Annotated in this window: 11 protein-coding genes and 1 pseudogene; 10 read left to right on the forward strand and 2 right to left on the reverse strand. The window is 67.7% G+C overall.

Going from position 1 to position 13,722, the window contains the following annotated elements; translation table 11 throughout:
* Positions 1 to 124 precede the first annotated feature (124 nt).
* The 4 genes and pseudogenes from leuS to holA all read left to right on the forward strand — a co-directional run bounded on the left by leuS (position 125) and on the right by holA (position 7,087).
* Positions 125 to 2,740 carry a leucine--tRNA ligase gene (leuS, locus tag AB7E03_RS03425; RefSeq protein WP_489939328.1) on the forward strand — a complete coding sequence of 872 codons (2,616 nt, stop codon included), beginning with the start codon at positions 125 to 127 and terminating at the stop codon, positions 2,738 to 2,740.
* Positions 2,741 to 2,859: 119 nt separating this feature from the next.
* Positions 2,860 to 3,606: a ComEA family DNA-binding protein gene (locus AB7E03_RS03430; protein ID WP_489939330.1), complete on the forward strand. Its 747-nt coding sequence runs from the start codon at positions 2,860 to 2,862 to the stop codon at positions 3,604 to 3,606.
* A gap of 254 nt (positions 3,607 to 3,860) precedes the next feature.
* Positions 3,861 to 5,771, forward strand: a pseudogene (locus AB7E03_RS03435) (ComEC/Rec2 family competence protein); the annotation flags it as partial.
* A gap of 278 nt (positions 5,772 to 6,049) precedes the next feature.
* The gene (gene holA, locus AB7E03_RS03440; RefSeq protein WP_489939332.1) at positions 6,050 to 7,087 is read left to right on the forward strand and encodes a DNA polymerase III subunit delta; all 1,038 of its coding nucleotides are present in this window, start codon (positions 6,050 to 6,052) and stop codon (positions 7,085 to 7,087) included.
* A gap of 91 nt (positions 7,088 to 7,178) precedes the next feature.
* Here holA and rpsT read toward each other — a convergent pair whose 3' ends face one another.
* Both rpsT and AB7E03_RS03450 read right to left on the reverse strand, forming a co-directional pair.
* Positions 7,179 to 7,439 (reverse strand): 30S ribosomal protein S20, encoded by a 261-nt coding sequence (gene rpsT, locus AB7E03_RS03445; RefSeq protein ID WP_441782310.1) that lies wholly within the window; start codon positions 7,437 to 7,439, stop codon positions 7,179 to 7,181.
* A 146-nt stretch (positions 7,440 to 7,585) separates the two neighbouring features.
* Positions 7,586 to 8,473, reverse strand: coding sequence for an NAD-dependent epimerase/dehydratase family protein (locus tag AB7E03_RS03450; RefSeq protein ID WP_489939335.1), 888 nt, complete (start codon positions 8,471 to 8,473; stop codon positions 7,586 to 7,588).
* A gap of 86 nt (positions 8,474 to 8,559) precedes the next feature.
* Here AB7E03_RS03450 and AB7E03_RS03455 point away from each other — a divergent pair, with 86 nt between their 5' ends.
* From AB7E03_RS03455 to AB7E03_RS03480, 6 genes are all read left to right on the forward strand, one after another.
* Positions 8,560 to 9,780 carry an amidohydrolase gene (locus AB7E03_RS03455; protein WP_489939337.1) on the forward strand — a complete coding sequence of 407 codons (1,221 nt, stop codon included), beginning with the start codon at positions 8,560 to 8,562 and terminating at the stop codon, positions 9,778 to 9,780.
* 38 nt (positions 9,781 to 9,818) lie between these two features.
* Positions 9,819 to 11,669, forward strand: coding sequence for a translation elongation factor 4 (lepA, locus tag AB7E03_RS03460; RefSeq protein ID WP_489939339.1), 1,851 nt, complete (start codon positions 9,819 to 9,821; stop codon positions 11,667 to 11,669).
* A 413-nt stretch (positions 11,670 to 12,082) separates the two neighbouring features.
* Positions 12,083 to 12,346 (forward strand): hypothetical protein, encoded by a 264-nt coding sequence (locus AB7E03_RS03465; protein WP_489939341.1) that lies wholly within the window; start codon positions 12,083 to 12,085, stop codon positions 12,344 to 12,346.
* Complete coding sequence (locus AB7E03_RS03470; protein WP_489939343.1) at positions 12,339 to 12,566, forward strand: RNA polymerase sigma factor sigma-70 region 4 domain-containing protein; 228 nt, start codon at positions 12,339 to 12,341, stop codon at positions 12,564 to 12,566. Before AB7E03_RS03465 ends, AB7E03_RS03470 begins: the two co-directional genes overlap by 8 nt.
* A complete protein-coding gene (locus tag AB7E03_RS03475) occupies positions 12,559 to 13,392 on the forward strand; it encodes a TIR domain-containing protein (protein WP_489939345.1) in 834 nt (277 codons plus the stop codon). Before AB7E03_RS03470 ends, AB7E03_RS03475 begins: the two co-directional genes overlap by 8 nt.
* Positions 13,385 to 13,633, forward strand: a complete 249-nt coding sequence (locus AB7E03_RS03480; protein WP_489939347.1) for a hypothetical protein — start codon at positions 13,385 to 13,387, stop codon at positions 13,631 to 13,633. The genes AB7E03_RS03475 and AB7E03_RS03480 overlap by 8 nt, the downstream gene beginning before the upstream one ends.
* Positions 13,634 to 13,722: the final 89 nt, after the last annotated feature.

Consider the following 13,722-nt stretch of genomic DNA (forward strand, 5'->3'; position numbering starts at 1 on the left):
CACTGGGAACGGACTGGGCGTGTCCGACGTTTAGTACGCTGGAGTCCCGGGCGCACGCCGTCCGGTCTCTTCCGTGCCGTCCGAATCCCGCCGACGGCACGACGGAACCCAGATTGAGAGTCACGTGGCACACGAGCACGACGCAGCCGGCACCACGGCAGCGAGCACCCCGCAGGACACCCGCGCCGAGCGCGCCCAGTACGACTTCGCGGCGATCCAGGACAAGTGGCTCCCGGTGTGGGAGCAGCTCCGGCCTTTCGCGACCGACGACCCCGCCGACACGCGTCCGCGCAAGTACATCCTCGACATGTTCCCGTACCCCTCCGGCGACCTGCACATGGGCCACGCCGAGGCCTACGCGCTGGGTGACGTCGTCGCCCGGTACTGGCGCCAGCAGGGATTCAACGTGCTGCACCCGATCGGCTGGGATGCGTTCGGCCTGCCCGCCGAGAACGCCGCCATCAAGCGCGGGCTCGACCCGCGCGGCTGGACGTACGACAACATCGCGCAGCAGAAGGCCAGCATGCGCCGCTACGCGCCCAGCTTCGACTGGGACCGCGTGCTGCAGACGAGCGACCCCGAGTACTACCGCTGGAACCAGTGGCTCTTCCTGAAGCTGTACGAGAAGGGGCTGGCGTATCGCAAGGCGAGCCAGGTCAACTGGTGTCCCTTCGACCAGACCGTGCTGGCCAACGAGCAGGTGGTGAACGGGCGCTGCGAGCGCTGCGACCACCTGGTCACCAAGAAGAAGCTGACCCAGTGGTACTTCCGGATCACCGACTACGCCGACCGCCTGCTGGACAACCTGAACCAGCTGGAGGGCGCCTGGCCGTCCAAGGTCATCTCGATGCAGCGCAACTGGATCGGTCGTTCCACCGGCGCTGACGTGACCTTCCAGATCGAGGGACGCGACGAACCGGTCAGCGTCTACACGACCCGTCCGGACACGCTGTACGGCGTCACGTTCATGGTGGTGGCGCCCGACTCCGACCTGGCCGCCGAGCTGGTGGAGGGCGCGCGCCCGGAGGTCAGGAAGCGCTTCGACGACTACCTGGACGTCGTGCGCGGCACCACCGAAATGGACCGCCTGAGCACCGAGCGCGAGAAGACCGGCGTGTTCCTGGAGCGCCACGCGATCAACCCGCTGACCGGTGAGCGCCTGCCGATCTGGGCCGCCGACTACGTGCTGAGCGACTACGGTCACGGCGCGATCATGGCCGTGCCCGCACACGACCAGCGCGACCTCGACTTCGCGCGCGCCTTCGACCTGCCGGTGCGTGTGGTCGTCGACACCACGCAGCCGGTGACCGGTGCCATCCCCGTCATCCACACCGACCCTGCGACCGGCGAGCCGATTCTGCCGGAGGAGGCTGCGCTCGAGAATCCGTCGGAGACCGGTGTCGCGCTGACCGGCGAGGGCCGGCTGATCAACTCGGGACCGTTCGACGGCCTGAGCAAGTCGAACGCCATCCGCCGGGTCACCGAGGCTCTGCAGAGCTCGAAGCTGGGCGCACCGGCGAAGAACTTCCGCCTGCGCGACTGGCTGATCTCGCGCCAGCGCTACTGGGGCACGCCCATCCCGATCATTCACTGCGAGCAGTGCGGCGAGGTGCCGGTACCCGAGTCCGACCTGCCCGTGCTGCTGCCGCCGGCGGAGGGCCTCGACCTTCAGCCGAAGGGCACCAGCCCGCTGGGCGCTGCGAGCGACTGGGTGAATGTCTCCTGCCCGAGCTGCGGTGGACCGGCGAAGCGCGACACGGACACCATGGACACGTTCGTGGACAGCTCGTGGTACTTCCTGCGCTTCCTGTCGCCGAAGGACGACACGCAGGCGTTCGACCCGCGCGAGGCGGAGAAGTGGGCGCCGGTCGACCAGTACATCGGCGGCGTTTCTCACGCCATCCTGCACCTGCTGTACGCGCGGTTCATCACCAAGGTGCTGTTCGACCTCGGTTACATCAGCTTCACGGAACCGTTCACGGCCCTGCTGAATCAGGGCCTCGTGCTGATGGACGGCTCGGCGATGTCGAAGTCGCGCGGCAACCTGGTCAAGCTGTCCGAGCAGCTGGACGAGCACGGTGTGGATGCGGTGCGACTGACGATGGCCTTCGCCGGACCCCCGGAGGACGACATCGACTGGGCGGACGTGTCTCCGTCGGGCAGTGCCAAGTTCCTGGCGCGCGCCTGGCGTATCGCGGACGACGTGACGAGCGCTCCCGATGTCGTGTGGAAGACGGGTGACCCGGCCCTCCGGCGCGTGACCCACCGCTTCCTGGCGGACGCCCCAGGGCTCATCGAGTCGTTCAAGTTCAATGTGGTCGTCGCGCGTCTGATGGAGCTGGTGAACGCCACCCGGAAGGCGATCGACACGGGAGCAGGTCCCGCGGATGCCGCCGTGCGCGAGGCCGCCGAGGTCATCGCCATGGCGCTCAACCTGTTCTCGCCGTACACCGCCGAAGAGATGTGGAGCAAGCTCGGCTACGAGCCGCCAGTGGCGCTCGCGCAGTGGCGCAAGCCCGACCCGACGCTGCTGATCGAGGAGTCCGTGACGGCTGTGGTTCAGGTCGACGGCAAGGTCCGCGACCGGCTGGAGGTGTCGCCTAAGATCGCGTCCGACGAGCTGGAGGCGCTGGCTCGCGGACTGGAGGCGGTCGTCCGCTCGGTCGGTGAACGGGAGATCGTCAACGTGATCGTGCGCGCGCCGCGTCTGGTGAACATCGCTACCAAGCCGCGCGGCTGAGGTCGGTCGCTCGCGCCCGAGGGCGCCGGATTGTCGTGCACAATCCGGCGCCCTCGGCGTTTGTCCACCTCTTCGCTTTCGGGCGGTTCGGGAGCGGCGGCTCTTCCTAGCGTGAAGGGATGCGACATCGTTCCGATTCCTCCGACCTCGACGGGCCACCGCCCGAGTTGAGCGGCGGCTCCGTCGACCCTGCGCTGGATGTGGAAGTGCCGGGGGCTGGCGACGGGGACGACGGGCGGCGTCCGCGGCGGGTTCGGGTCGGGGTCGGAGCGGCCGTCGTGCTGCTCATCGTGGCGGCCGTCGTCGCGGTGCTGGTGTCGGCGACCGCGCAGCGGGGGAGTTCGCTTCCGCTGCCGACCGGCACGGGCGCCGTCTCCCGCGCCCCCTCCTCGCCTGGATCCGGGTCGGAGACTGCAGGCGACAGCGCGATCGTGCATGTCACCGGGGCGGTGCGGACGCCCGGTCTCGTCGTCCTGCACTCCGGGGCGCGGGTCGTCGACGCGGTCGCCGCTGCGGGAGGGTTCGCCGACGGAGCGGATCCGGCAGCCCTGAATCTGGCCCGGCCGGTGGCCGACGGCGAGCAGCTGGTCGTTCCGCGGGTGGGCGAGCAGCCGCCCGCCGGCGCCGTCGCGAATGGTGGGAGCAGTCCCGGCGCGGCGGCGGGCTCCGGGGGAGCGCCCGTCAATCTCAACACAGGCACTCAGGCCGAGCTCGAGAGTCTTCCACGCATCGGGCCGGCACTCGCCCAGCGCATCCTGGACTGGCGAGCGGCCAACGGCCGGTTCGTCCAGGCGACGGATCTCCTGAAGGTCTCCGGCATCGGCCAGAAGCTCTTCGACGGCCTGAAAGATCGGGTGACGGTGTGATGCCCGACCTCCGGCTGGCTCTGCCCGCCGTGGCCTTGTGGGTCTGCTGTGCGGTGCTGATCGGGCTTCCGGACGTCGCTTGGATCGTTGCGATCGCTTCGGCGGCTTTGGCCGTTGTCGCTGTCTGCGCCGCGCTGATCGGCTGGCCGGGAGCGAGCCGGGTTGCCTCGACGTCGCGGGGGCGGATCGCGCGGATGGGTCCGTTGATCGCGACGGTGCTCACGGCCGCCGGGTTGGCCGCCGCCATCGTCGCCATGCAGGCGCCCGGTCGGACCTCTCCGGAGCTGGATGCGGCCGCCGATGCCTTCGAGACGGCGGACCTCCGCGTCCGTGTGGAGCGCGCGCCGCAGCGCGTCGCTGCCGGCTTCGACGGGGGCTCGCGGTGGAGCGTTCGGGGCAGGACGGTCGAGCCGCACGCATCCATCCCGGTCTCGGTGCTCTTCGGGGCCGGCGAGCGGGAGGCGAGAGTCCTCGCGCTGGGCGCGGTAATCCGAGTGGAGGGAACGGTCATCCTCAATGAGCCGGGAGAGGCGACGACCTACACGATCCGGGCGAGCGGGGACCAGCCTCCGGCCATCTTGAAGCCCCCTCCATTCTGGGCCGCGTGGACCGCCGTGATCCGCACCGGCTTCGCCGAGGCGGCGGGCGCGACGCCTGGTGATGGAGGAGCGTTGCTTCCTGGCCTCGCGATCGGCGATGAGACGGCCGTCTCACAACAGCTCGACGAAGCGATGAAGTCGTCGTCACTGAGTCATCTCACGGCGGTGTCTGGGGCCAACTGCGCTTTGGTGATCGGGCTCGTCTTCGGCCTGGCCCGCGTGGCCGGCGCTGGTAGAAGGACGCGCATTCTCGCGGCGTTCACAGCGCTCCTGGCGTTCGTGGCGCTGGTCGGGCCGGGAGCGAGTGTCATCCGCTCCGCAGCGATGGCCGTCGTGCTGCTCATCGGGTTGGCACGCGGTCGGCCCGCTGACGGGGTGCCCGCGCTCGGCCTCGCGGTGATCGCGCTGCTGGTCAACGACCCCTGGCTGGCGCGCGACTACGGCTTCGCCCTCTCGGTGCTGGCGACGGCGGGCCTGTTGGTCCTCGCGGGCCCGCTGAGCCGGGTGCTCTCGCGGTGGATGCCGCGCTCACTCGCGATCGCACTGGCTGTCCCGACCGCGGCGCAGCTGGCCTGCCAGCCCGTGCTGGTGCTGCTGACGCCGACGCTGCCGCTGTTCGGCGTCCCCGCCAATCTCCTCGCGGAGCCGGCAGCGCCCGTCGCGACCGTGCTCGGATGCGTCGCGTGCGCCCTGCTGCCCTGGGCGCCCGCTGCGGGCGAGTTCGTGGTGTGGCTGGCGTGGGCGCCCTCGGCGTGGATCGCGCAGGTCGCGACCTTCGCGAGCGGGCTACCCGGCGTCGCACTGCCGTGGGCGCCCGGGGCGCTCGGAGTGGTGCTCAGCGGTGTTGTCCTTCTCGCCGTCGGCGTCCTGCTTCTCGCCCGCCGAGCTCCGCGCGCCGTGTCGGCCACGGCGGTCGTCGCGCTCTGTCTCGGCGCGGTCGTGTACGCAGGTGCCCTCGGCGGCAGCGGGGTGGGACGCGCGCTGGCCATCCCCGCCGACTGGCAGATCGCCGCATGCGACGTCGGCCAGGGAGACGGAGTGATCCTGCGCGATGGCGACTCGACCGCCATGATCGATGTGGGACGGAAGCCGGAACCCGCGACCGCGTGCCTGGACCGGCTCGGGATCGACAGACTCGACTTCCTCCTGCTCACTCATTTCGACGCGGACCACGTCGGCGGCGTCGCCGCAGTGGCGCAACGGGCTGATCGCGCGATCGTTCAGCGTCCGGTGCGGGAAGCCGACCAACGGACGCTGGCCGTGCTGGAGTCCGCCGGCGTCCCCCTGGAGCAGGGGCACGCCGGACTCCAGGGCCAGCTCGGTGCCCTGTCCTGGCGGCTGCTCTGGCCTCTGGGTGGCAACGGTGGGGAGGCCCGAGCCGCCTCCGCTACCGTGGAGGACACCGGCAACGCCGGCAGCCTGACACTCGAGGCCGAGGGGCGCGGCGTCCGCTCGATCTTCCTCGGCGACCTGGGCGAGCAGGCGCAGGATGCCCTGCTCGCAACGCGGTCCATCCGTCCGGTGGATGTGGTGAAGGTCGCGCACCACGGCTCCGCCGACCAGAGTGCTGCCCTCTATCAGGCGCTCGGGGCAAGGGTGGGTCTGGTGTCCGTCGGCGCGCACAACGGCTACGGGCATCCGACCCGTCGTGCGCTCGAGCTGCTGGCGGACTCGGGAACGGCGGTCGCGCGGACCGACGAATCCGGCCTGCTGCTCGTATCGCCCGGTCCCTCCGGCGTGCAGTTGTGGAGCGAGCACGCCGCGACGAGCAGTGCCGGTGGTCGCCCGTATCCTGGATACGCAGGGCTGGAACAGGACGGCTCTCGACACCGACGAGGAGACCCGTGGCGACCCGAGGCAGCAGTAGAGCCGGCGCAAGCAAGCCGCGTGCCGCGAGCGCGATCCCGCAGGTCCCGTGGAATCAGATCCGCGCGGCGCCCGTGGTGCTCGTCACCGGGGCCGAGGGATTCCTCGCCGACCGTGCCGTCCGCACCCTTCGCGATGCGCTCAAAGCCGACGATCCCAGCCTGGAGATCAGCGACCTCAATGCCGGTGACTATGCGCCAGGAGAGCTGCTCACCCTCGCGAGCCCCTCCCTGTTCGGTGAGCCGCGGCTGATCCGGGTCGAGGCCGTGGAGAAGTGCAACGACGCGTTCCTCGCCGACATGCTCGACTATCTGGGCTCTCCCGCCGAAGGCACGGTCGTCACGTTGCGGCACGGCGGCGGCGTCCGAGGCAAGAAGCTCCTCGACGCGATCCGTTCCGGCACCGGCGGCGGCATCGAAGTCGTTTGCGCAGAACTGAAGAAGGACGCCGAGAAGTACGACTTCACCCAGGCCGAGTTCGCGGCGGCGGGCCGCAAAGTGACGCCGGGCGCGCTTCGCGCGATCACGTCGGCGTTCTCCGACGACCTGGCCGAGCTCGCGGCGGCGTGCCAGCAGCTCCTGTCGGACTCCTCGGAGCAGATCACCGAGGCGACCGTCGACAAGTACTACGGAGGGCGGGTCGAGACGAACGCCTTCCAGGTCGCGGACGCCGCGATCGCGGGGCGGCACGGCGAAGCTCTGGTGACAATGCGCCACGCCCTCGCGTCCGGCGCCGACCCCGTCCCGATGGTGGCCGCCTTCGCCAGCAAGCTCCGCACGATGGCGAAGATCTCGGGGTCGCGGGGCGGCTCCGGGCAGCTCGCCCAGCAGTTCGGCCTCGCTCCGTGGCAGGTCGACCGCGCACGCCGCGACCTCCAGGGCTGGACGGAGGACGGCCTGGGACGCTGCATCGAGCTCCTCGCCGAGACGGATGCCAACGTCAAAGGCGGAGGACGTGACCCGGTGTTCGCGCTGGAGCGGATGGTCCGCATCATCAGCGCCCGCGGTCGCGACTGAGCGCCCGCACATGCAGCGAGCCCCCGTCCGGACCTAAGTCCTGACGGGGGCTCGCTAGCGGCGCGGGACAGGTCCCGCGGGCGGTCGTCGCTTAGAGCGCGGCGACCTGCTTGGCGATGGCCGACTTGCGGTTCGCCGCCTGGTTCTTGTGGATGACGCCCTTGCTGGCAGCCTTGTCGATCTTCTTCGCGGCGAGGCGCAGCGCCGCGGTCGCCTTGTCCTTGTCACCGGCGGAGACAGCCTCGCGGGTGGCGCGGATGGCCGTCTTCAGCTGGCTCTTGACGGCCTTGTTACGCTCCTGCGCCTTCTTGTTGGTGCCGTTGCGCTTGATCTGCGACTTGATGTTTGCCACGAATGGTCACTTTCGTTCTGGAGTGAGTTAGGGATGTGCCGCTCAGCGGAGAGGGCGCCTTGCGGCGTTTCGTGCGGACACATCCACACGCAAGCCAACAAACAACATTACCAGCGATTGCGCCCTCCCGCCAAAACGGTGTGCGGTCACCGTCCGACGCGTGCGGGCGCGTACGACCCGACGAGCAGCTCCTCGGACAACGCGGGGCCGTTCGGCTCCCAACCCAGTTCGACCCTCGCGCGGATTCCACGTGCCTGCTGATCGAGCAGCAGCGCCTCCGCGAGGCCTTCGCCCAGCCGCGAGGCCGTCTCTTCGAGAGACTCGGCGGCGACCCCGCCGGCCACGTCTGCGGCCTGGGCGGCGACTTCGCCGAGTTCGCGAACGGTGGGGTTGTGCCCGCCGGCGCCGATGTAGGTGTGTCCGGCGGTGCCGTTCTCCAGCGCGAGCACGTAGAGGGCCGCCAGATCGTCGACATGCACCGTCGCCCAGTGCTGCGACCCATCGCCGATCAAGCGGAGCGTCGGGACGGCGCCTGTGCCGCGCGGCGCGTCCACGATCACGTTCGCGAGCCCCTTGCCGTGCCCGTAGACGATCGAGGGTACGACTACGGTGCCGCGCACGCCCTCCGCCTCGAGCACCAGGCGCTCGCCCGTGGCCCGCCAGGCGGTCAGGGCGGGCGGCGCGGCGGGGGACTCCTCGGTGATGTCGTCGCACGAGCCGTAGGTCCAGATTCCGCCGGTGTGCACGAACGGCTTGCCGGAGTCAGTGAGTCCGGAGAGCACAGCAGGGACGAGCATGGCATCCACGTCCTTCGAGGAGGCGAGGTGGATGACGCCGTCGCTGGTCCGCGCGGCACGCTCCACGAGAGCGGCGTCACTCGCGTCGCCGATGAGCGCGGTGGCGCCCGCCATCTGAACTGCAGCTGCCTTGGCCTCGTCGCGGACGAGGGCGGTGACGGCATGGCCCTCGTCGAGAAGACGGGGGAGAACGGCCGATCCGATGAAGCCGGTCGCGCCGGTGAGAAGGATGTTCATATCGTCCACAACATCGGATGCGCGCGAACATTCCCCAGGTTGCCGTCCCCTCGGAGCCCGCCGGGCCACGCGCGTAGGCTCCTTCCATGACTTCTTCCAGCATCGCCATCGTCAACGGTTACGTCGTCCCCGTCTCGCAGGAGCCGATCGAGAACGGCGTCGTCCTCGTTCGGGACGGCGTCATCCACGCGGTGGGAGCGGCGGGCACCATCGAGATCCCCGGCGACGTGACCGTGGTGGATGCGGCAGGCAAGTGGGTCCTTCCGGGCTTCATCGAATCGCACGGGCACGTCGGCATCCACGAGGAGGCGAACGGCCCCGCCGGCGACGACACCAACGAGATGACGACGCCCAACACCGCGGCGGTCCGCGCGATCGACGCGATCAACATCGACGACGAAGGGTTCCGCGATGCGCTTTCCGGTGGCGTGACCTCGGTCGTGGTGAAGCCCGGATCGGGCAACCCCATCGGTGGCCAGACCGTGGCGATCAAGACCTGGGGCGGGCGGATCATCGACGAGCAGGTCATCCGCGAGGCCGTCAGTGTGAAGTCGGCCCTCGGCGAGAATCCGAAGCGCGTCTACGGAGCCAAGAATCAAACACCCAGCACGCGTCTCGGTGTCGCCATGATCATCCGCGAGGCGTTCGTGGACGCCCAGAACTACCGGACCCGCCGCGACGAGGCGCAGCTGGAGGGCAAGCCCTTCGACCGCGACCTGGCGAAGGAGACGCTGGTGCGGGTGCTCGACGGCGACCTCGCCTGGGATCAGCACACCCACCGTCACGACGACATCGCGACCGCTCTGCGCCTCGCGGACGAGTTCGGCTACCGTCTGGTCATCAACCACGGCACGGAGGCGCACAAGATCGCGGACGTTCTGGCCGAGCGCGACATCCCGGTGATCTTCGGGCCGATGTTCACCTCGCGCTCCAAGGTCGAGCTCCGCGACCGGGCGATCGCCAACCTCGCCATCCTCGCCCAGGCCGGTGTCCGGGTGGCGATCACCACAGACCACCCGGTCGTCCCGATCAACTTCCTCGTGTACCAGGCCGCTCTCGCGGTGAAGGACGGCCTGCCACGGGACACCGCGCTCGAAGCACTCACCATCAACCCTGCGGCATTCCTCCGTCTCGACGACCGCGTCGGCTCGCTGTCTGTGGGGCTCGACGGCGATGTGGTGGTCTGGTCGGGCGACCCGCTCGATGTGAACTCGCGCGCGGAGCGCGTCTACATCGGCGGCGCCGAGGTCTACCGCTTCGAGGACGGACGCGGCCACGTCGTCGAGCGCGCCGATCGATTCGCCTGACGACGGCCACCGAGCGTTCATGGGAGAATGGCCGGACGATGTCACCACGAGCTCTTCAGGCCCTCGAGCCCGCCGCGACCGACCCGGCCTCCCTCCGCAACTTCTGCATCATCGCGCACATCGACCACGGCAAGTCGACCCTGGCCGACCGCATGCTGCAGATCACCGGCGTGGTCTCCGACCGGGACATGCGCGCCCAGTACCTCGACCGGATGGACATCGAGCGTGAGCGCGGTATCACCATCAAGAGCCAGGCGGTCCGCATGCCGTGGGAGGTCGACGGGCAGACCTTCGCGCTGAACATGATCGACACCCCCGGGCACGTCGACTTCACCTACGAGGTGTCGCGCTCCCTCGCCGCCTGCGAGGGCGCCATCCTGCTGGTGGATGCGGCCCAGGGCATCGAGGCGCAGACCCTCGCCAACCTGTATCTCGCGCTGGAGAACGACCTCACGATCATCCCGGTGCTCAACAAGATCGACCTGCCGGCGGCCGATCCCGAGAAGTACGCGCAAGAGCTCGCGAGCCTGATCGGCGGCCGCCCGGAGGACGTCCTGCGCGTCTCCGGCAAGACCGGCATGGGTGTCGAGGCGCTCCTCGACCGCGTCGTCGCCGAGATCCCCGCTCCCACCGGGGTCGCCGACGCGCCGGCCCGCGCGATGATCTTCGACTCCGTCTACGACAGCTACCGCGGCGTCGTCACCTATGTCCGCATGGTCGACGGCACGCTCCACCCGCGCGAGCGCGTGCAGATGATGTCGACAAGGGCCACCCACGAGATCCTCGAGATCGGTGTCTCCTCGCCCGAGCCGACGCCATCGAAGGGGCTGGGCGTCGGCGAGGTCGGCTACCTCATCACCGGCGTGAAGGACGTCCGCCAATCGAAGGTCGGCGACACGATCACGACCGCGGCGAAGCCGGCCTCTCAGGCCCTGCCGGGCTATACCGAGCCGAAGCCGATGGTGTTCTCCGGCCTGTACCCGCTCGACGGCAGCGACTATCCCGAACTGCGTGAAGCCCTCGACAAGCTGAAGCTGTCGGATGCGGCGCTCGTCTACGAGCCCGAGACCTCCGTCGCCCTGGGCTTCGGCTTCCGCTGCGGCTTCCTCGGTCTCTTGCACCTGGAGATCATCACCGAGCGGCTGTCGCGCGAGTTCGACCTCGATCTCATCACGACCGCCCCGAGCGTCATCTACGAGGTGACGACGGAGGACAAGAAGACCGTCACCGTCACCAACCCGAGCGAGTTCCCCGGCGGCAAGATCGAGAAGGTCGAGGAGCCGGTCGTCAAAGCCGCCATCCTCGCCCCGAAGGACTACGTCGGCGTCATCATGGAGCTCTGCCAGGGTCGCCGCGGGACGCTCCTCGGCATGGAGTACCTCGGCGAGGACCGTGTCGAGATCCGCTACACGATGCCCCTCGGCGAGATCGTGTTCGACTTCTTCGACCAGCTGAAGTCCAAGACCGCCGGTTACGCCTCCCTCGACTACGAGCCGTTCGGAGAGCAGGAGTCGGACCTCGTGAAGGTCGACATCCTGCTGCAGGGTGAGGCGGTGGATGCGTTCAGCGCGATCGTCCACCGCGACAAGGCGTACGCGTACGGCACGATGATGGCGTCCCGTCTGCGGGAGCTCATCCCGCGCCAGCAGTTCGAGGTGCCTATTCAGGCCGCCATCGGCGCACGGATCATCGCGCGCGAGAACATCCGCGCGATGCGCAAGGACGTCCTCGCCAAGTGCTACGGCGGCGACATCACGCGAAAGCGCAAGCTCCTCGAAAAGCAGAAGGAGGGCAAGAAGCGCATGAAGATGGTCGGCCGCGTCGAGGTCCCCCAAGAGGCGTTCATCGCAGCGCTCTCCGGCGACACGGAGAAGAAGGACAAGAAGTAGTCGTCGCCAAGGCGCCTCTGCCCTTAGCGATGACACCGCTCCGAAGCTGGGCTGTGCGAGGCCCTCATGGCAGAAGCGAGACCCGGCGCTGTATGCCGGCTGATTGTCTGTCGTCTCAGCATGGCGACCAGTTCGATGGAAGCAACACTCCGCGGTTCTCGGGTCTGACGTTTTCGTCTGAACGGGCGAGACCGAGCTGCCTACAATGTGAAATAGCCGCCTCGGTGAACAGTTGAGCATTGAAGTTTCGCGAAATTGCGGCATACGGTGCAGGTCCGTTTGAACTTCACCTCTGCACTTCAACGTCCGTCTAGCCCACATGGCCGGGGGATTCGTGAGCCGTCGACGATTCCATCAATCGCAAGCGGGAGCGTCGGGTGTAATCTGAGGAACACTCATGTGAAGGAGTTCCAATGCCGGAGAATAACAGTGAGCCTGATTGGCTGGCGGTCTCTGCTCGCGCCCAGGCCTATCAGGCCCTTCACCTCGCAGACCTCAGCAGCGCGCCGCTTGTCGTGCGAGCAAACTTTCTTATGACCCTTGGCCTTTCGCGGGCTGAGGCGGCTGCATTGCTGGGGTCGAGTGATGACTCGTTGCGAGTGCAAATGGCCCGCGCGAAGAAGAAGGCTGGCACCGCGGTCGCGGCCAAGGGCGGGGACGTGGAACAGAATGCCTGACGATTCCCCCGATCTTGCAAGGATCGCCAACGTCCTCGCCCTCCTTTTGACGCGTGAGATGAATCGATCGACTGCCGCTGCAACCCTTTCCTCATGCGGATTCAGCACCAAGCAGATCTCCGGATTGATTGGCTCGAGCGAGGGATCCGTGCGCGCACTGATTTCTCAAGCGCGCAAGAAATCTGCCGATGACAAGTCCGCTAAGGATACAGATGGCTGATGGCGCTGCTATCCGTCGCGCAATCAGCGACAAGACGGGATTTTCTGCCCGGCACGTGAACCGCCTGGTGCAGGCGAAAATGCTCTCAGATCGTCTCGGTCGAGATCACGCCTCTCTGGCCGTAGCACTGGAGAAGAAGGTCAACGTTAACAAGCACGTCGACGACGAAGACTGGGCGGTACTCCGAGGCGCACAAGGCGTCGCTTCGGTTGCCACTCCAGGCGCTCAACCCACTTCGGTTCCCAACGCCCGGAGTTCAATCTCCTCAAAGCGGCCTGCCCGCGCGAGGTCGGGGCGAACTGTGATGGTGGTGTACGGGCGCGACGGAGAGGCCAAAGAGGCGATGTTCGAGTTTCTCGAAGCGCTGGATTTGAAGCCGATGAGTTGGACCCAAGGAATCAGCCAAACCAAGATCGCAAATCCGACAGTGCGCCAAGTCGTCGATGCGCTTTTCGTCAAGGCGGTCGCGGTGGTGGTCCTGCTGACGCCGGACGACCTAGCACAACTCAAGCCGGGATTGTGGAAGAAGAACGACCCTTCATATGAGAGGGAACTGACGGGACAGGCCCGTCCAAACGTGCTTTTCGAGGCTGGCATGGCGATGAGTAGCCACCCCGACCGCACCGTTATCACGCAGCTAGGCGACGTGAGGCCCTTCACTGACATCGGCGGGATCCACGTCACGCACCTAAACAATTCGATCGACACCCGGCGTGAACTCGCGACCAAACTAATCAACGCCAAGTGCACGGTGGATATGGACCGCGACAAATGGCGGACCGCTGGCAATTTCGAGCATGTGAACAAGGACGACGCAGATGGCTGAGACAGACGAAGTCGGCATCCCGGCGGGCGAAGCGACTATTCAGGACCGGATCGCTGCGTTCGGCATGCTTGATCGGATGGAAGGAGCTACCCAGGCAGCGAAGATCTACCGCTTGTCACTGGTCGGCTTCAAGCGTGGTGAGATCGCGGCGATGACGCAAACCTCAGTTCAGGTCGTGAGCCAAAGCATTTACGCCGAGAAGAACAAGGGCAAGAAGAGACCTTCGCCGAAGCAGTCCTGACTTGTGCTGACCAACCGACGGATCCCTAAACTGTCCGTTTGTTTGGTGCGAATGGGTTCAAAAAATCGTTGGCCCGCCTTCCTGCTTGC

The organism is Leifsonia sp. RCC_180, from assembly GCF_058138205.1.

What these genes read in the sequence shown, in the direction of transcription:
- AB7E03_RS03430 (WP_489939330.1), top strand. Translation starts at nt 2,860, where the DNA reads ATGCGACATCGTTCCGATTCCTCCGACCTCGACGGGCCACCGCCCGAG.
- AB7E03_RS03450 (WP_489939335.1), bottom strand. Translation starts at nt 8,473, where the DNA reads ATGAACATCCTTCTCACCGGCGCGACCGGCTTCATCGGATCGGCCGTT.
- AB7E03_RS03455 (WP_489939337.1), top strand. Translation starts at nt 8,560, where the DNA reads ATGACTTCTTCCAGCATCGCCATCGTCAACGGTTACGTCGTCCCCGTC.
- lepA (WP_489939339.1), top strand. Translation starts at nt 9,819, where the DNA reads ATGTCACCACGAGCTCTTCAGGCCCTCGAGCCCGCCGCGACCGACCCG.
- AB7E03_RS03465 (WP_489939341.1), top strand. Translation starts at nt 12,083, where the DNA reads ATGCCGGAGAATAACAGTGAGCCTGATTGGCTGGCGGTCTCTGCTCGC.
- AB7E03_RS03470 (WP_489939343.1), top strand. Translation starts at nt 12,339, where the DNA reads ATGCCTGACGATTCCCCCGATCTTGCAAGGATCGCCAACGTCCTCGCC.
- AB7E03_RS03475 (WP_489939345.1), top strand. Translation starts at nt 12,559, where the DNA reads ATGGCTGATGGCGCTGCTATCCGTCGCGCAATCAGCGACAAGACGGGA.
- AB7E03_RS03480 (WP_489939347.1), top strand. Translation starts at nt 13,385, where the DNA reads ATGGCTGAGACAGACGAAGTCGGCATCCCGGCGGGCGAAGCGACTATT.